We start from the raw sequence: 25,691 nt of genomic DNA, 5'->3' as shown, positions 1-25,691 counted from the left end.
TCAGCTGGCGCGGCGCTTGAGCTTGCGACGCTCGCGCTCGGAGAGACCGCCCCAGATGCCGAAGCGCTCGTCGTTCGCCAGCGCGTACTCGAGGCACTCGCCGCGGACGTCGCAGGCGGTGCAGATCCGCTTCGCGTCCCGCGTGGAGCCGCCCTTCTCCGGGAAGAAGGCCTCGGGGTCGGTCTGCGAGCACAGGGCGTCGCTCTGCCAGGCGAGGGCGTTGTCGTCCTCGGGGTCGGACCGGCGTACCCCGGGGACACCGAGGTTGACCGGATCGACGAACCAGTTCTCCGGCACATCGGAACGGTATCCCGTCATCTCGACCTCCAACCCTTCAGAAACCGCCCCCCTGGCGGGCCGTGCTCACCTAATTACACCCGTGTCATTCGCTCGGGTCAAGTCGCGGATCGTAAACCCTCAAGCGATTCTTGAAGGTTCATGAGCGTCTCTCGGCGTGTCGCGGCAGCCGCGCCGGGTCATCGCCCGGGCGTGGCGATGAATGCCTCCCCCGTGCCCGCGAGCGTGAGGGCGCGCTCCTCGGCCGTGGCGAAGGCGGCGGTGCCGACCGGCACGTCGAGCTCCGCCCCCGATGCCGCGGTGACGCGGACGGCGCCGTCCGTGGCCAGCACCATCGTGGGCCCGGTCACGTCCAGCTCCACGGCGGAGCCGTCGAGGGCCACCCGGCGGAGCGCGAAATCCGGCACCGGCACCGGATACGTGGTCACGCTCTCGTCGCCGGAGGGCCGCAGCACCGGCACCTCCCCCGGAGTGGTGTCCAGCACCGCCAGCAGCTCGGGGACGTCGATGCGCTTGGGCGTCAGCCCGCCGCGGAGGACGTTGTCGCTCGCCGCCATGATCTCCACGCCGAGACCCGAGAGGTAGGCGTGCAGCAGTCCTGCCCGCAGGAAGACACCCTCCCCGCGGCGCAGGACGAGGTGGTTCATGAGCAGGGCGACGACGACCCCCGGATCGCCGGGAGAGCTCTCGGCGATCGCGGCGACGGCGCGGAGCGCGGGATGCTCGTCGCCCGCGGACCCCGCGGCGGCGTCGGTCACGGCGGCGATGATCTCGTCGACCTCCCGCGCGGCCTCGCCCCCCAGCAGCCAGCCGATGGCGTCCCCGAGCGGGTCGCCCTCCGCCGTGAGCCGCTCGCGCAGGGACCGCACGCCGGGGGCGTCGTCGAGCCGGTCGAGCAGGCGCAGGGTGTCGGGGATCGGCCGCAGACCGCTGAGCGACTCGAAGCGATCGCTCAGCGCGACGATGAGCTCCGGCTTGTGGTTGTCGTCGCGATAGTTCCGGCGCGGATCATCGAGCGGCAGCGCGCTCTCGCGCGCCCACCCCTGCTGCGCCTGCTCCTTCGTCGGGTGCACCTGGATGGACAGCGGACGCCCGGCCGCCAGGAGCTTCAGCAGGTACGGCAGCGTGCCTCCGGTCAGCTGGTCGAGGGTGCCCCCGCCGGCGACGTCGGCCGGATCGCCCGGATGGTCGCCGAACCACACCTCGGCCTCCGGCACGCCCGTCGGCGTGCGTCCTTCGAGGTCGGCGAGGAGCGACGGCGATCCCCAGGCGTAGTCGCGGGGCACGTTCGTGAGGCTGCGCAGCATGCCCCCAGCGTAGAGCCCGGTGCGACGCACAGCTCGGATCCGCGCCCGTCGCGGTAGCCTGAGTCGCGATGGCCCAGTACACCAAGCACCCGGTGGCCGCCCCGCCCACCGCGCCCGAGCGCGAATCCACGGGGCACCTGCTGCTGCGCGGCTACGTCATCGCCGTCCTGTTCGTCGCGTTCGCGCATTCGGCGGTCTACAACTTGCTGGGCGAGGTCGGCGCCGCCATCGTACTGGCCCTGTTCACCGCGGCCACCGCGGCCATCGGCATCCCGATGCTCGCCAGGAACCGACCCCAGGCGTTCCGCTGGCGACGGCTCCCCTGGGCCGCCGTCGGCTACACCGCGCTCGCGCTCCTGTCCGTGGCGTGGTCGCAGTGGCGCGTGCCGACCGTCGTGACCGGCGTGCTGCTGGCCGCCGTCACGGTGAACGGCCTGTTCCTCGCCCACGTGCTCACGTGGCATGAGATCGTCCGCGCCCTGTCCTCGGCGTTCAAATGGATCCTCGGTCTCTCCCTCGCGCTCGAGCTGTGGGTCTCCCTCGTCCTGCACGGTCCCCTCCTGCCGAACTTCGTCGATCTCCCCGCCGGCGAGATCGACCCCCAGTGGTACTGGGTCCGCGACAACCTCTTCGACGGCGGACGCATCCAGGGCATCCTGGGCAACGCGAACCTCCTCGGGATCGTGTCCCTGTTCGCCCTGATCACCTTCGGCGTGCTCTTCGCCGCCCGGGCACGGTGGCGCACCACGCTCGCCCTGTGGATGCTGCTGGCGGCATACTTCCTCTTCCGCACGGCCTCCGCCACCGCGCTCGCGTGTGCCGGCGCCGCGGCGGTCGTCCTGTTCGTCGCCCTCGCGATGCGCCGCGCCTCGTCACCCGGCGCGCGCACCCGGGTCTACGTCGTCGCGATCGGGTCCACCGTCGTCGTCGCCCTCGCGGTGTGGCTGCTGCGCGAACCGCTCCTGGGCCTCCTGGGGCGCAGCGCCGACCTGACCGGCCGCTCCACCAAGATCTGGGCGGCGGTCTGGGAGCGCGTGCGCGAGCACCCCTTCTTCGGCAACGGGTTCTCCAGCCCCTGGGTGCCCACCGACCCGGCCTTCGACGGCTGGATCGTCGACCACGGGATCACGGTGTTCCATGCCCACAACATGTGGCTGGACGTGCTGCTCCAGCTCGGCGGGCTCGGTCTGCTCCTGATGGCGCTCGCTTACGGCAGTCTGCTCTGGCGCTCGTGGTTCTTCGCCGTCGACCGCCCCCGGTGGGACCTGGACGCCCGTCGTCCGTACTCGCCGCTGACCCTGCTGCCCAGCCTGTTCACTATCGTGCTGCTCGTGCAGGGGCTCACAGAGTCCACGCCGATCATGCTGTGGGGCTGGCTGCTCCTGGTGATGCTGTCCTTCAAGCTCAAGTCGGTGCCGCTGGTCGGCGTCGGCGAGCGCGACCTCGTGTTCGAGCGCGGCGCGGCACCGCGGCGGGTGCCGTGACGACGGCGCATCCTCTGGGCCGCCTGCTCGGCTCCGCGGAGATGGCGAGGGCCTTCACGTTCGCGGCCCTCCTCGCGGTCTTCGCGTCTTTCGCGATCGAACGGATGACGTCGAGGGTCACCCTCGCCACGATCATCACGGCGCTCTGCCTGCTCGGCGCCGCGATCCTCTGGGTGCGCCGGGAGGAGCTGTCCCTGCTGCGTATCGCGCCGTCCTCGCTGCTGGCGTTCCTCGCGTGGGCGCTCGTGAGCCTGCTGTGGACGACCGATCGCTCGGACACCGTCCTGGGGTGGCTCGCCCTCTTCGGCTATGCGTTCCTCGCGATCACGATCGGACACATCCGCGACACGCTGCAGACCGTGCGCGCGCTGGGCGACGCGCTGCGCGTGCTCCTGGGCATCTCGCTCGGCGTGGAGATCCTCTCCGGGGTCCTCTTCGACATGCCGTTCGCCTTCCTCGACATCCAGGGCAACCTCGCCGCCGGCGGCCCGGTCCAGGGTCTGTTCGGCAGCCGCAACATGCTCGGGTTCATCGCCGTGCTCGCGCTGATCACGTTCGTCATCGAGTGGCGCACCCAATCCGTCGACCCGCCGCTCGCGGTGGTCTCCGTCGCGCTCGCCGGCGGCCTCGCCTTCCTCTCGGCGTCGCCGACCGTGCTCGTGCTCGCCGTCGCCGTCGGCATCGTGACCGTCGCCCTCACGATCGTCCGGCACACCGCCCCCGCTCGGCGCAACCTCGTCCAATGGACGCTCGGGGTCCTGGTGGCCCTCGCCCTCGTGGTGGCGTTCGCGCTGCGTCACCAGATCATCGCCCTGCTCGACGCCGGCTCGGACTTCTCGATGCGCGCCGAGCTGTGGAACATGATCCTCGACTTCGCCGCCGTCAAGCCGATCACCGGATGGGGATGGTTCGGCGACTGGGCACGCGGCGAGTACCCCTTCACGTTCATCAACTTCCAGCTGGACGACCACCATCAGAGCGCGCTGAACGCCTTCTTCGACGTCCTGCTGCAGCTCGGTGCGGCCGGACTGGTGCTGTTCCTGCTGCTGGGCGGGATCGCCCTGATCCGCTCGTGGCTCGTCGCGAGCGTCCGCCGCTCCGTGGTCTACGCGTGGACGCCGATCACTCTCGTCACGCTCGCCGTCGACTCGATGTTCGAGAGCTTCACCCTCGTCGGCGCCGGCTGGTTCATGCTCGCCCTGTGCGCCCTGCGCGCCGGGCAGTCCCGGTCCTGGCGCGAGAACATCGACGCCGCGCACACGGGCGCGATCCCGACGCTGCGTCCGCAGGAGTGACGCCGGCGGACGTCCGTGGATGTCAGCGGACGGTGGGGAGCTTCTCGGCCCACGCGAGCGCGTCGCGGACGCCGTCCTCGACCGAGCGCTCCGCGCGCCAGCCCAGCACCTCGCGGGCCCGGTCCACGATCGCGTAGGCACCGGCCTGGTCCCCCGGGCGGCGGTCCGTCTCCACGACGGGCATCGGCGCACCGGTCACCCGCTCGAAGGCGCGGACGAGCTCCCGGACGGTCACGCCGTCGCCGGTGCCGAGGTTGATCACCTGGTACGGCTCCGCCGTGGTCGCCACCTCGTCGAACCGGGTGACGGCCGCGACGTGCGCGAGCGCGAGGTCCCACACGTGGATGTAGTCCCGCAGTCCGGACCCATCGCGGGTGGCCCAGTCGGTGCCGGTGATCGTGAACGGCTCCCCCGCCGCCCGCGCCTGCATGATCTTGCCGAGCGCGTGCGACGGCGTCGGGTTCTGCAGTCCGGTCCGCAGCTGCGGGTCTGCGCCGATCGGGTTGAAGTAGCGCAGCGCGATGGCGCGGAAGTCGCCGGCCGCTGCGGCGTCGGCGAGGATCTGCTCGACCATGGCCTTGGTGGTCGCGTAGGGGCTGGAGGGGGCGAGCCGCCCGCTCTCGTCGACCCCGTCCCCCGTCTCCCCCGCGTAGATCGAGGCGGAGGAGCTGAACACGATGCGCCCGATCCCGGCGTCCCTGAGGTGGCGGAGGAGTGTGATCGTCTTGCCGACGTTGCTGTCGTAGTATCCGAGCGGATCGGCGACGGACTCGGGGACGACGATGCGCGCGGCGCAGTGCACGACCGCATCGATGTCCGGGTGATCCGTCAGCAGCCGATCGAGGACGTCGGCGTCGGCGATGTCGCCGACGTACAGGTGGCGTCCCTCGCCGAAGGCGGCGAGGCCGGTGGAGAGGTCGTCGAGCACGACGACCTCGATCCCGGCTTCGATGCACGCCGTCGCCACGGTCGATCCGATGTAGCCGGCCCCGCCGGTGATCAGTACCTTCATCGCGGTCAGTCTAGCCAGGCGCGCTGAGCGCGCCCGGTACGGCTCTCCGGAGATCCGAAGGCGAGCACCGGTAGGCTACTCACTGCTCGTCGAGTCCCGCGCTGCCCTTCGGCAGCGGCCGCGGCATCAACAACGGAGAACCTCCCTGTGGCCCACGTCCTTCAGAACGTCGTCTTCCCGCTCGATCGCGACCCCGACCTGCTCCCGCTGTATGCGGACCCGGAGACGTGGTCCGTGATCGAGGAGGAGCCGGTCCGGGTCTCCAATCGCGCGCACCTCGGCAACATCCTCGGCCGACACCGCGCCCGGATCGTGGCCGGTCGCCGCGTCTCGCTCGGCACCTACTTCAACGCCTTCCCCGCCTCCTACTGGCAGCACTGGACGAGCGTCCGCGAGGTACAGCTCACCGTCCGCACGACGGGCCCGGCGACGATCCTCGTCTACCGCTCCAACGGCTCCGGCGTGCGGCAGCGCGTCGCGACCCGCGAGGTCACCGGCGAGGCGACGACGTCCTTCGATCTCGATCTCACGCAGTACAGCGACGGCGGCTGGATCTGGTTCGACATCGTCGCGGACGAGAAGCCGGCGGTGCTCGAAGGCGCGGAGTGGACCACCGAGCACGAGCCCGCCCGCACGGGCAAGGCGTCCCTCGGGATCACGACGTACAACAAGCCCGATTACTGCGTCGAGACGCTGCGGGCCCTCGCGGCCTCCCCCGACGCGCTCGAGTTCGTGGACCGCATCTTCCTCGTCGATCAGGGCACGCAGCTCGTGGCCGAGCAGGAGGGCTACGCCGAGGTCGCCGAGCGCCTGGGCGAGACTCTCCAGGTCATCCGTCAGGGCAACCTCGGCGGATCGGGCGGCTTCGCCCGCGCCATGCACGAATCCCTGCAGCGGCCGGAGAGCGACTTCGTCCAGCTCCTCGACGACGATGTCCGCATCGAGCCGGAGTCGCTGCGCCGCTCGATCGTCTTCGGACAGTTCGCGACCACGCCCGTCCTCGTCGGCGGGCACATGTTCGACCTCCTCGACCGCCCGAAGCTCCACGGCTGGGCCGAGGTCGTCGACGAGGGGCCGTTCATGTGGCGGAACCTCTACCAGGAGAAGATGCCCCACGATTTCGGGGTCTCGAACCTCCGGCAGTCCCCGCTGCTGCACATGCGGATGGACTCCGACTACAACGGCTGGTGGATGTGCCTCATCCCGCTCGACGCGGTCCGGAAGGTCGGGCTCTCCCTGCCGGCCTTCATCAAGTGGGACGATGCGGAGTTCTGCCTCCGCGCCGGCGAGGCGGGCTTCCCCACGGTCTCGATGCCGGGCGTCGCGCTGTGGCATGTCTCGTGGGTGAACAAGGACGACTCGATCGACTGGCAGGCCTACTTCCACGCTCGCAACCGCATCGTCGCCGGTCTCCTGCACTCGAACGTGCCGCATGGCGGGCGCCTGATCGTGCACAGTCGCCGAGTCGACCTGAAGCACCTCATGATGATGCAGTATTACCCGGTGGCCCTCCGGGCACGCGCCCTGCGGGATGTGCTGTCGGGTCCCGACCACATGCGCCGGAACCTCGCGACCGCGATGCCCGCGGCACGCGCATTGGCCGCCGAGTACCCGGAGACCGTCGTCCACCGCGACCCGGCGCGGGTCCTGCACTCCCGCCGCGGTCGGCAGGTGTTCAAACGTCTGCCGAAGAACGAGTTCGACAGTCCGACGGGCCTGCAGCTGAGGATCTTCACGCTGAAGACCCTCGTCTCACACTGGTTCCACCGCCCTGATCCCGCGAACATCGCGCAGCCCGAGGTGGAGTTCGGGAAGGGCGACGCGCACTGGTGGCGCGTCCCGCACTTCGACAGCGCACTCGTGAGCGCCGCCGACGGCTCCGGGAAGAACGTCTACACCCGCGACCGCGCCAAGTACCGCCGGATGCTCCGCGAGACGGTCCGTCTGCACGCCGAGCTGCGACGGCGGTGGCCGGAGCTGCAGCGACAGTACCGGGAGGCGCTGCCGGAGCTGGTCTCGCCCGCTGCCTGGCAGCAGATCTTCGAGGAGAAGGCATGACCGCCGAGACGTCCGTGTTCGATCCCGCGAGCACGGCGATCGTCATCGTGACCTTCAACCGGTCGCACCTGCTGTCCGGGCTGCTCACGAGCATCACCGCGATGGACCCGAAGCCGGGCCGTGTCGTCGTCATCGACAACGCCTCGTCGGACGACACCACGGATGTCGTGGAGTCCTTCCGCGACGACATCGGCACGGACCTCGTCTACCGGCGCCTGGATGTCAACACCGGCGGTTCCGGCGGATTCAGCGAGGGCATGCGCGCCGCGTACGACCTCGGCTCCGAATGGATCTGGATGATGGACGACGACGTCGAGGTCCTCCCCGACGGTCTCGCCCGGATGGGGGCATGGGCGCCGCGCTTCAAGAGCATCCAGGGACGCCGCTACGACTACGACGGCAGCGAGTTCTACTGGCAGTACCGCATCGCGGAGCGCATGGGCATCCCGATCCCCTTCGCACCGGCCGGCTTCGATTCCTCCGGCTACAAGGAGATGAACAGCGGCTGCTTCGAGGGCATGTTCATCCACCGCTCGATCGTGAAGCAGATCGGCCTCCCCGACCCGCGCTTCTTCATCTACTGGGACGACCAGATGTACGGCTGGCTGGCCTCGCGCCTGACCACCGCCGTGATCGTGGACGAGTTCGTCCTGCGTCGCACCCGCGAGATCCGGCAGTGGGACATGGGGATCCGGCATATGAACGCGTCGAGCAACGCGTACCGGTACTACATCATGCGCAACCGGGCGTTCATCAAGCAGTACTACCGCGTGCACGGCGTCTACAACCCGGTCCTGTTCGGACTCGGGACGACCGCGACGTTCTTCAAGGAGCTGATCCGGCTCGTGTTCGTCGAGCGCACCGTGCGCGGGACGAGCAACCTCTTCCGCGGTCTCCGGGACGGCGGTCGCATCGGTCGCGACCGCTCCTGGGAGCCGATGAGTCCGCTGGAGGCGTGACGATGGACGAACCGCAGCCCGAACTCCGGTGGGCCCCGCTTCCCGCCGCGCCGAAGCGCACCGGCCGCATCTGGCTCATCGTCGGCCTGGCCGTCGCGGGGCTGGCGATCGTCGGCGTGCTGCTGTTCTTCCTGCTTCCGCGCGACAGCGGCCCCACGCCGGGTGAGAGCGCCTCGCCGTCCCCGACCTCCAGCCCGTCGGAGACGCCCGCGCCCACACCGACCACCGCACCGACGGAATCCGCCTCGCCGGCCCCGACCCCGATCACGACGGCGCCACCGGTGGGCGACCCGACGATGGACGTGTTCCGCGACAAGGTGTCCGGGTGGCTCACCTCCGCGGACCGAGGCCTCGACATCATCGCCGGCGCGAGCGGGCAGGATGCCCTCCCCGTGGTCGACTCGCTCCAGCAGGATGCGCAACGGCTGGGGGACGCGTTGCCGCCCTCCTCGATCCAGGAAGCCTGGCGCTCCGGGGTCGAGACGTACACCCAGCGCCTCTCGGCGCTGCGTACCGCGATCGAGAACGGCGCCGCCGTCGCGGGAGCCGTGGACGCCGCCCGCACCGCCGCCGCCCAGCTGAAGGGCCTCGTCGGACTCTGACCACGCAGGGGCCGAGGCCGCACGCCCCTCAGGCGGAGTAGTCCGCGTTGTACCGGTCGAGGACCTCGCCGATCGGTGCGTCGAGCGCCAGCGCTCCGCGGTCGAGGTAGAGCCCCCGCTCGCAGAAGCGACGGAGATCGCGCTCGTTGTGACTGACGAAGAACAGGGTGCGGCCGTCCGAGAGCAGCTCGTCGATGCGCTTGTAGCACTTCTCCCGGAACGCCTTGTCCCCCACCGCGAGGACCTCGTCGACGAGCAGGATGGGCTCGTCGAGCTGCGACACCACCGAGAACGCGAGGCGCACCTTCATGCCGTTGGAGAGGTGCTTGTAGGGCGTCTCCTCGAACCCGGCGAGCTCGGCGAAGGCGATGATGTCGTCGTACCGGCGACTCACCTCGTCCTTGGACATCCCGTGCAGACCGGCGGTGAGCCGGACGTTCTCGCGCACGGTGAGATCGCCGACGAAGCCGCCGGTGATCTCGATCAGCGGAGCGACGCCGCCGTTGACGCTGACGGAGCCCTCATCGGGCAGCAGCACACCGGCCACGAGGCGGAGCAACGTCGACTTGCCCTGACCGTTCCGTCCGACCACGCCGATCGACTCGCCCGGCTGCACGGTGAAGGAGACGTCGCGGAGTGCCCAGAACTCCCCGGGACGTGAGCGCCGGGATGCCCCGGCGAAGAGGTCCTTGAAGCTGCGCTGCCCGCGACGGTTGCGGCGGAAGCGCACACCGAGGCCCTGCACGTCGATCGCGGCGTCCATCACAGCTCCTTCAGCACGGGGCGCTCGAGACGCCGGAACGCCCAGACGCCGAGCGCGAGGATGAGCAGGCACATCACGGCGCTGACCGTGAGCGTGAACGGGTTCCACTGGTCGGGGAAGAACGGCATGCGATACAGCATGAAGATCCCGGCGAGCGGGTTGAAGGCACCGAGCGTCTGGAAGACGCCGGGAAGGTCCGTGACGTTGTAGATGATCGGGGTGGCGTAGAACATCGCCCGGAGGATGAGCGCCGTGGTGCGCTCGAGGTCCGTGTAGAGCACGCACAGCGGAGCGACGAGCAGGCCGAGTCCGACGAGCAGCACGGTCTGCATGAGGATCGCCACCGGCACCCACAGCACGCCCCAGCCGATCTGCACCACCTGGTCGGGATGGCTCTCGAACAGGAGGTTGACCACGATGAACAGCGCCAGCACCGGCAGCGAGAACAGGAACTCCATACCCTTGCTGAGCACGATGCGGTTCACCCAGATCGAGCGCGGGATCGAGGTCGAGCGGACGAGGCGGGCGTCCTTCTTGAACGCCCGCGTGAAGTCCGACACCGAGCTGTTGAACCACACCCACGGCAGCAGCGCGCTGATGAGGAAGATGATGTACGGCTGCTCACCGACGTCGCGACGGAACACCTGAGTGAACACGAACCAGTAGATCGCGCTCATCACCAGTGGGTCGAGAACCGACCACACGTAGCCGAGGAAGCTCGTCGCATACCGGACCTTGAGGTCGCGGGCCGACAGCAGCCACAGCGAATGCAGATAGCGCCGGGGCGTCCCGGGCGCCCCGACAGCAGCGTGACTCACGATTCCGAGTCTAGGAGAGAGTGTTGTTCCAGAGCGACAGCGCCGACCCGATGGCCATGTGCATGTCGAGGTACTGGTACGTGCCCAGGCGTCCGCCGAAGTGCACGTCCTTCTCCCCCTTCGCGAGCTCACGGTAGGCCAGCAGGCCCTCGCGGTCGGCTGGGGTGTTCACCGGGTAGTAGGGCTCGTCGGCACGCTCCGCGAAGCGGGAGAACTCCCGCATGATGACGGTCCTGTCGGACTCGTAGACGTCCTTGCGCTCCGGGTGGAAGTGCTTGAACTCGTGGATGCGGGTGTACGGCACGTCCATGTCCGGGTAGTTCATGACGCTGGTGCCCTGGAAGTCGCGGACGTCCAGCACCTCCTGCTCGAAGTCGAGCGTCCGCCAGCTCAGCGCGCCCTCGGCATAGTCGAAGTAGCGGTCGACGGGACCGGTGTAGACCACCGGGACCTGGCCGACGGTGGCCTTCTTGTTCAGCGGCTGGGACTCGTCGAAGTAGTCGACGTCCAGCTTCACCTCGATGTTGGGGTGGTCGGCCATGCGCTCGAGCCACGCGGTGTAGCCGTCGGTGGGCAGACCCTCCCACGTGTCGTTGAAGTAGCGGTTGTCGTAGGTGTAGCGCACCGGGAGCCGGCTGATGATGTCACCGGAGAGCTTCTGCGGGTCGGTCTGCCACTGCTTCGCGGTGTAGTCGCGGAAGAACGCCTCGAACAGCGGGCGCCCGACGAGCGCGATGCCCTTCTCCTCGAAGTTCGTCGCGGACTTCACGTCGAACTCGCCCGCCTGCTCCCTGACGAGCGCACGGGCCTGGTCCGGCGTGTAGGCGGCCTGGAAGAACTGGTTGATCGTGCCGAGGTTCACCGGCATCGGGAACACGACACCCTTGTGGGTCGTGTACACGCGGTGCACGTAGTTCGTGAACGACGTGAAGCGGTTGACGTACTCCCACACCGTCGCGTTCGACGTGTGGAACAGGTGCGCGCCGTACCGGTGCACCTCGATCCCGGTCTCGGGCTCCTCCTCGCTGTAGGCGTTGCCGCCGATGTGGGAGCGGCGGTCGATGACGGTCACCGTGCGGCCCGCTTCCGCGGCACGCTCGGCGATGGTGAGGCCGAAGAAACCCGACCCGACGACGAGAAGATCCATGTGCTCCATCGTATCGGGGCGCGCCTGGGAGGTCGGCTCGCCGGGCCGGTCAGGCTGCCGCGCCCACCACGATCCGGGGGGTACCCGCCCAGCGAGCCGCATCCGTGGCGTTGCGGCCATCGACGAGCAGACGCACCCCCGGCAGGTCTGCCGGGGTGAGCTCGCGATAGTCGGCGTGATCGGTCTGCAGGATCACGAGATCCGCCTCGCCGCCGATCGCGTATGCGTCGAAGCCGAGGCGAGCGAGCTCCTCGTCGCTGTACAGCGGATCGTGCACCACGACCTGCGCGCCGCGGTCCTGGAGCGCCTTCACCGTCGGGAAGACGCCGGAGAAGGCCGTCTCCTTGACACCGCCGCGGTAGGCCGCACCGAGGACGACGGCTCGCAGACCGGTGAGGTCGCCCAGGATGCCCTCGGCCTGCGCGACCAGACGCTCGGGCATGGAGGCGTTGAGCTGGCGCGCCACCCGGACGATGTCCGCATCCGGATCCGTCGACAGGTACAGCCGCGGATAGACCGGGATGCAGTGCCCGCCGACGGCGATGCCCGGGCGGTGGATGTGACTGTAGGGCTGCGAGTTGCAGGCCTCGATCACCTTGTAGACGTCGATGCCGTGCGCGGCGGCGAACAGCCCGAACTGGTTCGCGAGGCCGATGTTCACGTCGCGGTACGTGGTCTCGGCGAGCTTCGCCATCTCCGAGGCCTCCGTCGTCCCGAGATCCCACACCCCGTTCGGGCGCGGCAGGTCGGGACGCTCGTCGAACTGCAGGACCGCCTCGTAGAACTCGCGAGCCCGGCGGTTCCCCTCCTCCGAGAGCGCACCGATGAGCTTCGGGTACTTGCGCAGGTCGGCGAAGACCCGCCCGGTGAGCACGCGCTCCGGCGAGTAGGCCACGTGGAAGTCCGTACCCTCCGTGAGGCCCGACCCCTCCTCGAGCATCGGCGTGAAGCGCTCCCTGGTCGTGCCCACGGGCAGTGTCGTCTCGTAGGAGATCAGCGTGCCGGGGGTGAGGTGTTCGGCGAGCGACCTCGTCGCGGAGTCCATGTACCGGAAGTCCGGCTCCCACGTGTCATCGTCCACGAAGACCGGCGCCACCAGGACGACCGCATCCGCACCCGGGATCGCCTCGGCGTAGTCCGTGGTCGCGCGCAGCCGACCGGCGGGGACCAGCTCGGACAGTCTCTCCTGCAGTTCCGCCTCACCGGGGAACGGCTCGATCCCGGCGTTGATCGTATCGACGGCCGTCTGGTTGACATCGACGCCGATCACCTCATGACCGGACGACGCGAACTGGACGGCGAGGGGAAGCCCGATCTTGCCGAGGGCGACGACAGCAATGCGCATGGGTTCTAGTCTATGGCCGTCTCGGGCGCGTCGATCGTCACACCAGCCGGTTCACCCAGGGAATCCGCCGCAGCGCGATCACGAGCGCGAACGACAGCACCGTGACCAGGATCCACACGAGGATCGTCACCGGCAGGAACTCATCCGTCGGTGCCAGCGCCGGGACCGTGCGGACGACGTGGATGAGAGCGAAGTGCACGAGGAAGACACCGAAAGAGGCATCGGACAGCACACGGATGAACCCGGCGGCGGCACCGCGAGGCCGCCACTCGTTCAGCACGCTGACGCCGACCACGAACCATGCCAGCGCGACGACGGTCACGACAGGACCGAAATAACTGATGGGGAGCAGCGCGTTGGCGACGGGAAGACGATCCTGCCACCCGTACTGCAGGATGACGGCGCCCGTCCCAGCGACGGCGACCGCCGTCACGGCTGCGAGGCGCCATCCGCGGAGAACCGTGTCGCGCAAGGCCCACCCGGCGAGGAAGAACCCCACGTAGGGCAGCCACTGCGTCATGGCGCTCTGCGACAGCGAGCGCTCGTATCCCGCGGCGGTCAGCACGGTCGCCGACATCAGTGCGCCGACGGTGACGAGGAGCGCAGATCCGGCGAAGATCAGCGCGCGGCGTCGACCGCCGTCACGGAGGAACGCGGCGAGCACCGGTGCGACGACGTACAGTCCCACGATCAGCCAGAGGAAGTACAGATGAGTGTAGCTGCGGCCGTCGATGACCCCGAGCAGGAAGCCCTTCACGTCCGCGAGCTGACCCGCCATGACGCTGCTCACGACGAACACGTAGAACAGGGGCCAGAAGACGAACGCGGGCCCGAGCCTGAGCAGGCGTCGCCGGTAGAAGTCCGCAGGACCCTTGGCGAACTGGCGCGGTTCGAGGATCAGCGCGCCGCTGATCATCACGAAGACGGGCACCACCCAGACGAAGCCGAGGTCGACGATGACGGCTCCCCACCACCGACCGCTGCCACGGACGGCGTCGTTGCCCACCATGTTCCCGAAGACATGGATCGCCACGACACCGATGACCGACACGATCCGGAGGACGTCCAGAGCCCACCGACGGGCCGGAGCCGCCACACCGTCCGACGCCGGGGCGACGTCGCCTCGCTGCGGCATCGTCACGCGTCGCGCCCGGCGACGAGGGCGGCAGCACGCGGACCCGTCACCCGCACATCGAACTCCGCCTCCCACCGTGCCCGCGGCGAGAACTCGCCGTCCGCCGCGTCGACCACGGCGGCGAGCGCGCCGGCCACCTCTTCCGCGCCGGGGTCCGCGGCGACGAGCCGACCGGTACCATGCTCCTCCCCCACGATCTCCGGCGTACCGCCGACGCGGGTCGCGACGACGGGGATGTCGTAGGAGATCGCCTCCATGATGCTGACCGGGACTCCTTCGGTCGTGCTGAGATTCACGAACACGTCCACGCGCCGCGCGGCGTAGAACGCGAGGATGTCGGAGTTCGGCGTGCTCCCGCGCAGTGTCACGGTGAGGTTCTCCGGAAGGTCGGCCGTTCGCGCGGCGACCGCCTCGCGCTCGGGCCCGTCTCCGAAGTGCACCCATTCGATCGGGCGGCCGTCCGCACGTGCGAACGCGGCGACCGCATCGAGGATCAAGGGCACCCTCTTGAGGGCGCTGATGGTCGAGCACGAGACCACGACGAGTCCCTCGCCCCGCACAGGGCGCACGAGAGCCGCGGGGCCGGCCACTCCGAGCCGGCTGAGCCGCACCGTGTCGGCACGGTCGAGCGCAGGAAGACGATCGAGGAGATAGGCGCGGCCGTGCTCCGAGATCGTGAGGATGCGGTCTGCTCTGCCGTAGTAGAAGGGGCGCGCGGGAAGGTACCCGGAGGCGGCGCGCTCCTCATAGAGGTCGTACCCGTGCACCCGGGCGACGCGACGACGCACCCCGCGGAGCCACGGAAGCGCCTGTCCCCCACCCATGCCCCAGAAGGCGTACGCCACCACGTCGTCCGCCCCGTCGATCGCCGCGCGGACCGCCCGACGATCCGCCTGGGTGAGCCCGATGCGCGCCCCCAGGAGGAACGGCAGCGCGTGCTGCCGCAGTCGCCCGGCGCGGAGCTCTCGCCAGGCCGCGGCCAGGAGCATCCTCAGGGCGTGGGGTCGGAGGATCGCTCGCGGGCTGTCCTCCGGTGCCGGCAGGAAGAGATTCGATCCGAACGTCACGTTCGCCGGCAGATCCACCATCCCGGCGGACGTGTCGCGCGCGTGACAGAAGACGACCACGTCGTCGAAAGCGGCTGCGAGGTCGCGAATCTCCTTCTCCACGAACACGACGTCGCCCGTGCGGTAGGGGTACTCGTTCGTGAACAGCAGCAGTCGCGTCATCATCGCCTTCCTTCGCGGGACGGCGGCGCGGAGCGCCGCCGCGATCCATCGTATGCTGGGCGCAGCCGAGCGCCCTCGGCCGGGCTCCGCTGCCGCGCGTCGTCCCCCCTCTCATCACGCGCTGGAGCGTCATGTCGAAGACCGCCCTCGTCCCACTCGCCACCGCCGTGGCCGTGGGGCTCACCCTCCTCTTCCCCGCCGCGAGCATCGCGTCGCCCCGCGGCGCGGAGGCCCTGCCGGCCGCGCAGAGCGCCCCGGCCGCCGCCCCCGTCATCACGCCGTTCCCCGATGGCGTCACGCGACTCAGCGCCGCGGATCGCTACGGAGTCTCCGTGGAGATCTCGCGCCGGTACGAACCCGGGGTTCCCGTGGCGTACGTGGCGAAGGGCTCCGACTTCCCGGACGCCCTCTCCGCCGCCGCGGCCGCCGCGCTCGAGGGCGGACCCCTGCTGCTCACACCCACGAATCAGCTGCACCCGTCCGTGCGGGCCGAGCTGCAGCGTCTGCGCCCCGAGCGCATCGTCGTCGTCGGCGGCCCGGGATCGGTGGCGTCCGGGGTCGAGGCGCAGCTCGCCGGTATCGCCCCGACGACACGACGCGGCGGTACGGACCGGTACGACGCAAGCCGGAACATCAGTCGCGCCGCCTTCGAGGGCGTCGGGCCCTCCAGCGAAGTCATGATCGCGACGGGACGCACCTTCGCGGACGCCCTCGCCGCCTCCGGCGCCGCCGGCAAGGTCGGCGCCCCGGTCATCCTCGTGGACGGGACCAGGGCGACGCTGCCGCCGGCCACCCTCGCCCTGCTACGCGATCTGGGCACCAGCGTCGTCTCCATCGCCGGCGGACCCGCGTCCGTCTCGACGGGAATCGAGAACCAGTTCCGCGCCGAAGGGTACAGCGTCCGACGCTTCGGAGGCGCCGATCGGTACGCCGTCGCGGCCGGGATCAATGCCGCCTACTTCGGCACCGGCGCCGCGACCGCCTTCTTCGCCACGGGCATCACCTTCCCCGATGCGCTCTCCGGGGCCGCCCTGGCCGGACGCCTGGGTGCTCCGCTCTATGTGACGGCGCCCGCCTGCCTGCCCGAATCCGTGCGCACCGGTTCCGCCGCGCTGGGCATCACCTCACGGGTCGTCCTGGGCGGGACGGCGTCGGTCACCGCCACGGCCGCGGCCGGAACCGGTTGTCTCTCCTCCGCGACCCCTTGGATCACGGGAACGGCGCGGGTCGGGTACACGCTGCAGGCCGCTCCGGGATCCTGGACGCCGGGTACGGTCTTCACGTATCAGTGGCTCGCGAACGGCGTGGCGATCAGCGGAGCGACCGGGCCGACGCTCTCGGTCACCACGTCCTACGTCAACAAGACCCTCTCGGTGCGCGTGACCGGCAGCCAGCCCGGCTACACCACCGTCGCGCGAGCCGCGGCAGCGACGCCGCGCGTCCCCTACCCGGACCGCACGGCCCCGGCGACGGTGTCCACATGTCCTTCCTGGGCGCCGATCAAGGGCAACCGGAACAGCCGGGGCGAGTGGATCTACCATCTTCCCTCCGGACGCGACTATGCGAAGACGGACCCGGAGGACTGCTTCCGCACCGAAGCCGCCGCACGCGCGGCCGGCTATCGCGCATCGAAGGTCTGAGGAAGCGGCGGGTGCCTTCTAGCCGCGCCCTGCCCGGAGCCGCCGCAGGGCGAGCACGGACGCCGCCGCCATCCGCACGGGACCCTCCCGGTGCAGAGTGCCGGCGAGGCTCCGTGCCACGAGCGACGACGGTGCCAGCCGTCTCTCCCGGCGCTTCGCCATCGTCTTCAGCGCCGCGGTCGAAGAGCCGGGGTCGGCAGCGAGGTGGAGGAGACGGCGGTCGATCAGCGACAGCGGGCGTTCGGCCGCGGGCGCGGCCCCGCGGAGCTCCCGGATGGCGCGAGCCAGAGCGGCGCGATCAGCCTCCGACAGCACGGCATCACGCCGGTTGTGCACGGCCCCGATCACATTGATGCGCAGGATCTTGATAACCACGCTCTCGCGACCGTCGCGCGCGAGTGCTCGGAAATCGTCGGATGCCAGCAGCGGAGCGATGAAACCGAGATCATCGGCGACAGGTCTCGTCGCGGTCGATGTGCGGGTCTCGGCGTCGGAGTGGACCAGATAGGCCGGACCGTGACGATCGAAGCTCACGCCCCGGGCACGGGACCAGACGGCGGTCACGAAGCCGATGTCCTCGCCGGTTGCCACCGTCGTATCGAAACGCAGGTCCGGGAACGCCGCCCGCGCGACCAGACCCAGCGGCGCGCTCCGATACGACAGCCGGTCGCGGACGAGGGAGAGTCGGCGCGTCCGGAGCGGCCGGGTCGGCGGAGTGGGAACCGGGCTGCCACCGGCCCGGGCGAGGACGGGGATGACGGCATCCGCGCCGTCACGTCGAGCGCGGCGGTACCAGGAGTCCACGGCGTGCGGCTCCAGTTCGTCGTCGGAGCCCATGACCGAGACATAGTCGGCGGTCGCGAGATCCAGTCCGTGGTTGAAGGGGCCGGCGGGACGACGCAGGCCGTCGCGATGCTCCACGACCCGCACCCTGGCGTCATCGGCGAGAGCCGCGAGTCGTCGCCGGACGAGGTCAGCGTCGAGATCGTGAGCGACGACGGTGACCCGTACGGCGAGGGTGTTGCGGAGCACCGACGCGACGGCGCGCTCGATCGGTCGGGATTGCTCGTGCACGGGGATGACGACGTCCACCCGCGGCCGTCCCGTGAGCGGAGCCCCCGCGTCGGCGTAGACGTCGAGATACGCCTGCCTCCGTGTCGAGGGCGCGAACCGTTCTCTCGCTGCGGCCCCGATGTCGGCCGGCCCTCGTCCGCGATTGAGGTCGATGACACGCTGGACGGCGTCCGCGTATGCGGCCGCCGTGCGCTCGGTGACGAGCACCCCGTCCGGCTCGCTCACGAACTCGCTCTGCGCACCGCGAGCACCGACGACGACCGGCACACCCGCCACGAGCGCCTCGGCGATGGCGACGCCGAAGGTCTCGGATCGGGTCGGCAGGATGAACACGTCCGACTCCCGCATCGTCTCGATGACAGCCTGCCGCGGAACGGCTCCGTCCAGCCGCAGACGGTCGGCGACACCGGCCGCGGCCGCGGCTTCGGCGATCTCCGCGCGGAGGGGGCCGTCCCCCAGCCAGGTGAGTGAGGCGTCGATTCCGCGACTGCGGAGTTCGGCGAGCGCGCCGACGGCGAGCAGCGGGCCCTTGTGCGCGACCAGTCCCCCGACCGCGACGAGACGGACACCGCTGTCGTCACGGCGACGGCTCCCCTCGGGCGGCGCGGGCTCCACATGGTTCGGAATGACGGCGACCGGTCCGCGACGGGTCGCCGATACACGCTCGGACAGCCGTCTGCTGACCGCCACGACGACATCGGGACGCGCGAGAGCACGCGCGGTCAGCGGGAGCGTCGCCCGCATCGCGGCGGGCACGGTCTCCGGCGCGATGAGACCCGACCAGTGCTCGGTGTGGACCCAGGGGACGCGCACCCTGACGGTCGCGAAAGGCAGCAGTGACGACAGCGCCATCGTGTGCAGCACCTCGGCTGCCGCGAGATGGCGGCGGAGCACCGGCGCGACCCGGAGCAGATGGTCGACACGGGAAGGCGCCATCGGCACTCTCACGACGGTGATGCCGTCGACGACGTCGGTCCGTTCCTCCGCCACCTGGCTCGGCGGTGCGAGATGGAGGACCGTCAGCTCGTGATCGGCCGCCAGCAGCGCCACGTCGTCGGCGACGAACGTTCCGGTCTGCGGCGCCTCCTCGCTGGGGAACCAGGTCGAGACGACGAGAACCTTCATGCTCTCGACGCTAGCAGTCCGCGCCGACCTCCTTCGAAGGCCGGGCCTCTCATTCGTTCCGAACGAGGCGATCGACGGCGGCGCCCCAGCCCGCGAGCTGTGTCTCGCTCGACAACGGCCGAGCCACCTCGTTCGATCGCTGCTTCAGAGCAGCGACCCGCTCGGGCGTCAGCCCATCGAGGATACGGGCGAGACTGTCGCCGCCGAAGTCCGGCGTCACCAGCCCGAAGCCCTCGGCGCGCACGAGCTCCGCCATCTCGGCGCTCGGCCCCACCACGACGCCGAGTCGAGCCTGGATGAAGTCGAACAGCTTGTTCGGCAGCGCCCACCGGTAGTTGGCGTTCACCGGCGGAAGGATGAAGACGCCGAGATCGTAGTCGTGCAGCGTGGCGACCAGCTGCGGGTACGGGACCGGGTCGTGCACACGGACGCCGGGCAGTCCCTGCGCCCGCTGCCGGAGCTCGGCGAGGTAGGCGGGGTCGTTCGGAGTGAGGTACAGGTCGAGGGTGACCGGCGTCCGTGCCTTCTCCACCGCGTCGAGCATGATGCCCAGATGACGGTTGCGGAAGCAGGCGCCGCTGTGCACGAGCGCGAGGGGATCGTGCACCGCCGTCGGCTCGAGGTCGACGTACGGCGTGGCGTTGGTGACCACGCTCGCGGTGATGCCGAAGCGGCGCCGGTACTCGCGGGCGATCCCGTGGGCGACCGTGCTCACGCTCGAGGCGCGCGTGACCGCGGTGCGACACAGCCATGCCATGAACGGGGAGACGAACAGACGCCACCGCAGCAGTTCGCTCTTCTGCGCCGGCGCGAACTCGTGCAGGTCGGCATGGACGCCCGCCCGCGGTCGCAGGCTCAGGGCGAGAGGCACCGCATCGACGTCGTTCGCGAGGATCACGTCGAAACGCCTGTCGGCGAGCGCCTCCGTCGCGGCGCGGATCGCCCCGTTCTCCCGGTAGGCACGCGCGTACTGCCGGAGCAGGAGCAGGCGCCGGGAGTATCGCCACACCTCCTCGGTCGACGGCAGCTGCACGTGATGGGCGACGCCCTCCGGTGCCGGACCGTACCCGCAGGTCGTCACCTCGTAGCGGTCGCGGAACGCCGTGACCTGCTTGAGCACCCTCGCGTCCGCGGAGATGTCGGAGAAGGAGAGGATCAGCAGGGTCTTCATCGCCACCCGCCCTTCCCCGTGAGACGCCGAACCGCATCGGCCCACGGGCCCACGGCCTCCTCGGCGGACAGGGCGTGCGCTGCCCGCGCGGCCCCCGCCTTGAAGGCGCGCACATCGTCCTCCGCCAGCCCTTCGATCGCCGCGGTCAACGCGTCGACGTCCCAGCCCGTCGTGACGCGGCCAAGCCCGTATTCCTCCACGTACGGCCCGAGCTCGGGCGACGGCCCGACGATCACGCCCAGGCGTGCCTGCACGAAGTCGAAGAACTTGTTGGGCAGCGCGTGCGCATAGCTGAAGTTCACGGGCGGGAGGACGAAGATGCCGACGTCGTACTCGTTCAAGGTGGAGACGAGACGGTCGTAGGGAACGGCCTCCCGGAGCCGCACGCGGTCGGACTCCCCGGCGCGCACCCGCAACTCCTCCAGGTAGTCGGGATGGTTCGGCGTGAGGTACAGATCGAGCGTCACGTCAGCGGAGGTCCGCTGCACGGCCTCGACCATCAACCCGATGTCGCGATTGCGCAGGCCCGCACCGCTGTGCACGAGGCGCAACGGGGCACGCACATCCGACGGCACGAGCTCGGCATAGGGGGTGGCGTTGGTGACCACCTCGGCGACGAAACCGAACTCCCGCTCGTACTCGCGTGCCAGCCCAGCACTGACGGTCGTGACGGCCGATGCGCGACGCACGTAGCGGCGGCACATCCAGCGGTAGTAGGGCGATATCCAGCGCATCCACGCCGGGTTCTCCTCGTGCAGACGCGGCCAGTACTCGTGCAGATCGGCGACCACTCCGTCCCCCGGCTTCAGGGAGAGCGCGAGCGGCACAGCCTGCACATCGTTGGCGATGATCAGATCGAATCGGCGCGCGGCGAGAGCCCGCCGGGACCACTCCACACCGGACAGACGCCAGTACGCGAGGGAGTACTGGCGGAGAGACACGAATCTGCCGTACGGGTTGTCCACGCGGGCCTCTGCGGGGATCTCGATGTGCTCGGCCTCGTCGCTCGGCGCCCCCTCGTAGCCGCACGTGACGACGCGGTAGTCCTTCTCGAGCAGACGGACCTGCTTGAGCACGCGCGCGTCTCGCCGGATCGGGGAGAACGACAGCACCAGCACGCAGGGACGGTCGTCCTGCCCTCGGATCGAATCAGCCACGCTCGGCTCCTCCTCTTCTCACCCGATAGAGCACGAAGCGAACCAGCGTGCTCTCCCTGTCGAACATCCTCCTGAGGCGCCGCGGAAGGATCGTGTCGAGCCGGCCGGCGTTCTTCCGCCGCGCGATGGCGGCCACGAGCTCTTCCGCAGGGGGTTCGCCGGACGCGGTCTCGATCAGTACGCGGTCCGCACGGGAGAGCGGCTCCACAGCGGCCGGGGCATCGGCGAGGACTGCTCGGACGACCCGCGCGAGGTCGGCCCGCTCGCGGGGCGCCCATGCGTCGACCGAGGGACGACCGAGGAGCGCGTCCAGCACGTGCACGCGCAGCAGCTTCACACCCAGCGACGTCCGTACACGAGGAGCGAGCGCGCGCCACCAACCGTCGCCCACCAGCAGCTCCACAGCCCGCAGCTGTTCCGCCACCGTCATGGACGCCTCCGTGATGCGATCACCCGCGTCGGCCCCGATCACGTAGCACGGCGCGTCGTGGAGGAGGTCGACCCGGGGTGCCTCCGTCCAGAGCCGTGCGGACATCGCCATGTCGTCACCGGTCCGCAGTCCCTCGGTGAGGGAGAGCGCGCGATCCGTCAGCAGGTCACGCCGGATCAACGCGAGAGGAGCGGTCCGATAGAACAGGCGGTCCTTCACGGCGTCGAGTCGACGAGTGCGCCCGATCCGTGTGAGGGGGCTGGCCAGCACGGGACCGCCCTGACGGCGCAGGCGCATCAACGCGACGTCCGGACGACGCGACCGGAGCGCGTCCGTCCATGCGCGCACCGCTCCGGGCTCGACATAGTCGTCCGAACCCATGATGGCCACGTACTGCCCCTCCGCCGACCGCAGGCCGTGGTTGAACGGACCCGCCGGGCTCGGCACGCCGTCGCGGTACTCGACGTATCGGAGCGACGCGCTCTCCGGCCGACCGACGACGGCCGCGATCTCGGAGGCGTCGATGCCATGACACACGACCGTCACGCGCACTCCGGACGCCGGCTCGCCGCTCAGCAGCGAAGACACCGCTCGATCGATCGGACGGGTGACGGCGTGCACCGCGATGACGACCTCCAGAAGCGGTGTGGTCAACGGACGAGCCCCGCCAGGCGCGCCTGCACAGCGAACTCGGGGACGCCGGCGACGACCTCGTCGAAGGTCCCGCTCGCGACGATCCCCCCGTCGCGCATGAAGCAGATCTGATCGTGGTCGCGGACCGTGGCCAGCCGGTGGGCGACGGAGATGAGCGTCACGTCCCCGCGAAGCTCCTGGATCGCCGATGTCACGTCAGCCTCCGTCTTCGTGTCGAGCGCGCTCGTCGCCTCGTCCAGCACCAGCACCAGCGGATCGCTGTACAGGGCACGAGCGATTCCGAGTCGCTGACGCTGCCCTCCCGAGAGCGACATTCCGCGGTCACCGACGCGGCCGTCCATGCCACCGGGGCGCTTGCTCACGATGTCCCACAGCTGGGCTCGGCGCAGCGCCGTCTCGACGCGATCCCGGTCGAGCTCCGTCGTCCAGGACAGCGCGACGTTCTGGGCGATCGTCCCATCGAACAGCGCGACGTCCTGAGGCACATAGCCCACCTTCGACCGCCACGCCGCCATCACGTCATGCAGGTTCTGCTCGTCGAGGCGGACGGTGCCCTCGGTCGGCTCCAGCAGGCCGAGGATGAGGTCGACGAGGGTCGACTTGCCCGCACCCGAGGAACCGACGAGCGCCAGCGTGCTGCCGATCGGGAGAGTGAGATCGACCCCGCTCAGCGCGGGATGCTCACTGCCGGGGTACGTGAACGCCACGCCCTGCAGCACGAGCTGCCGGGGATCGGCCGCCAAGGGATCATGGCCGATCCGCTCTGCGCGCTCGAGGTACCCCTCCGCCGCCTCGATGTCGCTGATGACAGCGGTGACGTGCGGGACGTTCGACGTGGCCTGGGTGAGCACGGCCTGGAAACCGGTGAGCGACGGGACGAGACGGAATCCCGCGACCGCGAAGACGGCGACCGCTGAGATCGCCTGAGCCGCACCGCCACCGATGAAGGCGACGCCGCCCACGAGGAGGAAGCCACCGATCAGGGCGGCATCCAGCACGAACCGGGGGAAGGCGCCGAGGAAGCCGAGGTTCGCTCGGGCGCGCGTGGTGTGGATGCGGTTGTCATGCACGACCTTCGCCACGTCCGGCGCCATGTTGCGCAGGGTGATCTCCTTGAGAGCCGCGACCATGTCGGTCATCAGGGAGGCGACACGGAAGGAGTAGTCGCGGTTCACCCGGCCGGCTTCCACCGACTTGCGCGACATCCAGAAGTACAGGATCAGCGCGATGAAGCCGAGGTACACCATCGTCACGACCGCTGTCACGGGGTTCGCCACGACGAGCACGACGATGACGGCGGCCGACGTGCACAGCAGCTGCGGCAGTCCGAGCACGGGAAGCAGGAAGCCGGAGGTGACGTTGGCGATTCCCACGTCCGCCAGGCGCACGAGCTGCGAGGTGTTGCGCTGGAGTCGCTCGGTCCACGGCGCCCGGATGTAGGCATCGAACAGGCGGTCACCGATCTCCAGCTCGAACGTCGCGAACCGTCGAGTCGCGAACCATTGGAGCGTCACCGCCAGCGCCGACTTGGTGATGATGAGGATCGCGACGGTCGCGATGATCCAGATGTAGCCGTCACTGGTGATCGTGCCGATCACCGGCAGATTCACGTCCTCCATCTGGACCATGGAGGTCACGGAGACCGCCAGCAGCATCAGCGCGGCGACATCGAGGATCGCCAGGGCGCTCGTCGACACCACATACATCCAGAGGAACCGTCGCGCGCGTGCGGGCAGCAACGGCACGATCGACCGCAAGGTCTTCCATATGAGCTTCATGCTGCTCCCGCCGAGATCAGAACCACCGGATACCTCATCACATCAACCTCAACGTTTCCCTGCCGCCGACTCCAGCACCCGGACAGCCCGTGTCGCGACGGCGTCGATGTCCGCGACCTCCCTGGCCGTCCGCGCCGCCGCGTGGCGTTCCTCTGCCGTCCGGACCGGGAGGGACAGGAACCGCCGCATCGCGGCCGCCACCTCCTCGACACCGTAGGCGGCGGCGAGCCCCTGCCCGGTGGCTTGAACGAAGTCCCGCCCTGGCCCGACGCCCGCGTAGAGCACCGGAGTACCGCAGGCCAGGGCCGCGTACATCTTGGTCGGGAATGCGAAGTCGTACCCTTTTCCCGGCGCGACCGAGGCGAGGGCCGCCGTCGCGCCCCGCAGCCATCGTGCGATCTCGCTCGGCTCCGTGCGCGGGAGAACCGACATCACACCGGACGGCAGACCGCCCGCGATCTCGGTGATGACGGGCCAATCCGTCCCCTGACCGATGAAGACGATGCGGGCGTCGGGGTGGTCTCGGTACACGGCGGCGAACGCCTCCGCGAAGACCACCGCGCCGTGCACCTCGGATGCCGTACCGGTGTACACGAAGTAGGGCCCGGGCGCGCCCATGTCCGGTCCGTCGACCGCGAAGTCGCTGAGATCGGTGCCGTTGCCGATCGTCTCTATCCGTTCCACGCCCAGTTCCCGCAGGCGCGCGGCGACACCGTCGCTCACGGCGAGGACGCGACGCGCCCCACGAAGACAGAACCTCTCCATCGCGCGCACGACCGCGACGACGGGTCGCGACGCGCCGGTCAGACCGGCCGCGTCCGACCAGATGTCCGCCGCGTAGTACACATACGGGCGACGAAGCACCGCGCACACGATCCGCATGACCGTGCCGGTGGTGGGCGGCGGTTCGACGAGGACCACGTCGGGTCTCGGCCCCCGCAGCATGCGGAAGGCAAGCGGCACGTCGAAGCTGAGGTACTGGAGGTAGCCGCGCACGTACCCGGAGCGGTCTCTCAGCACGCGGGCGCGGCGGACACGGACGCGAGGGTCGACACCGTCCGGCGCACCCTCGAGGGTCGACGGCGCCCGCGACGTGACCACGTCGACCGCGTGGCCCTCACCGACAGCGGCATCCGCGACGGCACGCAGCCGGAACGAGGCGGCGCTCGGCTCCGGTGCGAAGATGCGGCTGACGATCGAGAGGCGCATCA

At 69.9% G+C, this 25,691-nt stretch carries 21 protein-coding genes; 6 read left to right on the top strand and 15 right to left on the bottom strand.

The window, feature by feature from the left end; all coding sequences use genetic code 11:
- Together KAF39_RS10005 and manA are read right to left on the bottom strand one after the other, a co-directional pair.
- Positions 1-318, bottom strand: a complete 318-nt coding sequence (locus tag KAF39_RS10005) for a WhiB family transcriptional regulator (RefSeq protein ID WP_210677117.1) — start codon at positions 316-318, stop codon at positions 1-3.
- A gap of 158 nt (positions 319-476) precedes the next feature.
- Positions 477-1,604 (bottom strand): mannose-6-phosphate isomerase, class I, encoded by a 1,128-nt coding sequence (gene manA, locus KAF39_RS10000; RefSeq protein ID WP_210677116.1) that lies wholly within the window; start codon positions 1,602-1,604, stop codon positions 477-479.
- A 68-nt stretch (positions 1,605-1,672) separates the two neighbouring features.
- On the opposite strand from manA, the gene KAF39_RS09995 reads away from it, so the two are divergent.
- Entirely contained in the window at positions 1,673-3,088 is a 1,416-nt protein-coding gene (locus KAF39_RS09995) for an O-antigen ligase (RefSeq protein WP_210677115.1), read from the top strand.
- Entirely contained in the window at positions 3,085-4,383 is a 1,299-nt protein-coding gene (locus KAF39_RS09990; protein WP_307805172.1) for an O-antigen ligase family protein, read from the top strand. Before KAF39_RS09995 ends, KAF39_RS09990 begins: the two co-directional genes overlap by 4 nt.
- A gap of 22 nt (positions 4,384-4,405) precedes the next feature.
- On the opposite strand, the gene galE is transcribed toward KAF39_RS09990, so the two are convergent.
- Positions 4,406-5,395 (bottom strand): UDP-glucose 4-epimerase GalE, encoded by a 990-nt coding sequence (gene galE, locus KAF39_RS09985; RefSeq protein ID WP_246878279.1) that lies wholly within the window; start codon positions 5,393-5,395, stop codon positions 4,406-4,408.
- Positions 5,396-5,542: 147 nt separating this feature from the next.
- Between galE and KAF39_RS09980 the strand changes: the two genes are divergently transcribed.
- Genes KAF39_RS09980 through KAF39_RS09970 form a run of 3 tightly spaced genes read left to right on the top strand, consistent with a single transcriptional unit; the run spans position 5,543 to position 9,014 of the window.
- The gene (locus KAF39_RS09980; RefSeq protein WP_210677114.1) at positions 5,543-7,453 is read left to right on the top strand and encodes a glycosyltransferase; all 1,911 of its coding nucleotides are present in this window, start codon (positions 5,543-5,545) and stop codon (positions 7,451-7,453) included.
- Entirely contained in the window at positions 7,450-8,412 is a 963-nt protein-coding gene (locus KAF39_RS09975; RefSeq protein ID WP_210677113.1) for a glycosyltransferase, read from the top strand. Before KAF39_RS09980 ends, KAF39_RS09975 begins: the two co-directional genes overlap by 4 nt.
- Positions 8,413-8,414: 2 nt before the next feature.
- Positions 8,415-9,014, top strand: a complete 600-nt coding sequence (locus tag KAF39_RS09970) for a hypothetical protein (RefSeq protein ID WP_246878278.1) — start codon at positions 8,415-8,417, stop codon at positions 9,012-9,014.
- Positions 9,015-9,042: 28 nt separating this feature from the next.
- Here the strand turns inward: KAF39_RS09970 and KAF39_RS09965 are convergent, their stop codons facing one another.
- From KAF39_RS09965 to KAF39_RS09940, 6 genes are read right to left on the bottom strand one after another with little or no spacing between them, the layout of a single operon-like run.
- Positions 9,043-9,777 carry an ABC transporter ATP-binding protein gene (locus KAF39_RS09965; RefSeq protein WP_210677111.1) on the bottom strand — a complete coding sequence of 245 codons (735 nt, stop codon included), beginning with the start codon at positions 9,775-9,777 and terminating at the stop codon, positions 9,043-9,045.
- The gene (locus tag KAF39_RS09960) at positions 9,777-10,595 is read right to left on the bottom strand and encodes an ABC transporter permease (RefSeq protein ID WP_210677110.1); all 819 of its coding nucleotides are present in this window, start codon (positions 10,593-10,595) and stop codon (positions 9,777-9,779) included. Before KAF39_RS09960 ends, KAF39_RS09965 begins: the two co-directional genes overlap by 1 nt.
- A gap of 10 nt (positions 10,596-10,605) precedes the next feature.
- Positions 10,606-11,742, bottom strand: coding sequence for a UDP-galactopyranose mutase (gene glf, locus KAF39_RS09955; RefSeq protein ID WP_210677109.1), 1,137 nt, complete (start codon positions 11,740-11,742; stop codon positions 10,606-10,608).
- Positions 11,743-11,791: 49 nt separating this feature from the next.
- Entirely contained in the window at positions 11,792-13,087 is a 1,296-nt protein-coding gene (locus KAF39_RS09950; RefSeq protein WP_210677108.1) for a nucleotide sugar dehydrogenase, read from the bottom strand.
- Positions 13,088-13,124: 37 nt separating this feature from the next.
- Positions 13,125-14,222 carry an acyltransferase gene (locus KAF39_RS09945; protein ID WP_246878614.1) on the bottom strand — a complete coding sequence of 366 codons (1,098 nt, stop codon included), beginning with the start codon at positions 14,220-14,222 and terminating at the stop codon, positions 13,125-13,127.
- A gap of 2 nt (positions 14,223-14,224) precedes the next feature.
- The gene (locus tag KAF39_RS09940) at positions 14,225-15,454 is read right to left on the bottom strand and encodes a glycosyltransferase (protein ID WP_210677106.1); all 1,230 of its coding nucleotides are present in this window, start codon (positions 15,452-15,454) and stop codon (positions 14,225-14,227) included.
- 128 nt (positions 15,455-15,582) lie between these two features.
- On the opposite strand from KAF39_RS09940, the gene KAF39_RS09935 reads away from it, so the two are divergent.
- Positions 15,583-17,091 carry a cell wall-binding repeat-containing protein gene (locus tag KAF39_RS09935; protein WP_210677105.1) on the top strand — a complete coding sequence of 503 codons (1,509 nt, stop codon included), beginning with the start codon at positions 15,583-15,585 and terminating at the stop codon, positions 17,089-17,091.
- 18 nt (positions 17,092-17,109) lie between these two features.
- On the opposite strand, the gene KAF39_RS09930 is transcribed toward KAF39_RS09935, so the two are convergent.
- From KAF39_RS09930 to KAF39_RS09905, 6 genes are read right to left on the bottom strand one after another with little or no spacing between them, the layout of a single operon-like run.
- Complete coding sequence (locus KAF39_RS09930) at positions 17,110-19,290, bottom strand: glycosyltransferase (RefSeq protein ID WP_210677104.1); 2,181 nt, start codon at positions 19,288-19,290, stop codon at positions 17,110-17,112.
- A gap of 49 nt (positions 19,291-19,339) precedes the next feature.
- A complete protein-coding gene (locus tag KAF39_RS09925) occupies positions 19,340-20,461 on the bottom strand; it encodes a glycosyltransferase (RefSeq protein WP_246878613.1) in 1,122 nt (373 codons plus the stop codon).
- Positions 20,458-21,618 carry a glycosyltransferase gene (locus KAF39_RS09920; protein ID WP_210677102.1) on the bottom strand — a complete coding sequence of 387 codons (1,161 nt, stop codon included), beginning with the start codon at positions 21,616-21,618 and terminating at the stop codon, positions 20,458-20,460. The genes KAF39_RS09925 and KAF39_RS09920 overlap by 4 nt, the downstream gene beginning before the upstream one ends.
- Positions 21,611-22,702 (bottom strand): glycosyltransferase, encoded by a 1,092-nt coding sequence (locus KAF39_RS09915; RefSeq protein ID WP_210677101.1) that lies wholly within the window; start codon positions 22,700-22,702, stop codon positions 21,611-21,613. The genes KAF39_RS09920 and KAF39_RS09915 overlap by 8 nt, the downstream gene beginning before the upstream one ends.
- Positions 22,699-24,480: an ABC transporter ATP-binding protein gene (locus KAF39_RS09910; RefSeq protein WP_210677100.1), complete on the bottom strand. Its 1,782-nt coding sequence runs from the start codon at positions 24,478-24,480 to the stop codon at positions 22,699-22,701. The genes KAF39_RS09915 and KAF39_RS09910 overlap by 4 nt, the downstream gene beginning before the upstream one ends.
- A gap of 48 nt (positions 24,481-24,528) precedes the next feature.
- On the bottom strand, positions 24,529-25,689 hold the full coding sequence (locus KAF39_RS09905) for a glycosyltransferase (RefSeq protein WP_210677099.1): 1,161 nt from the start codon (positions 25,687-25,689) through the stop codon (positions 24,529-24,531).
- Positions 25,690-25,691: the final 2 nt, after the last annotated feature.

This window comes from Microbacterium sp. BLY, assembly GCF_017939615.1.
Taxonomy (GTDB): Bacteria; Actinomycetota; Actinomycetes; order Actinomycetales; family Microbacteriaceae; genus Microbacterium.
This window is presented reverse-complemented; position numbering and strand designations above follow the sequence as displayed.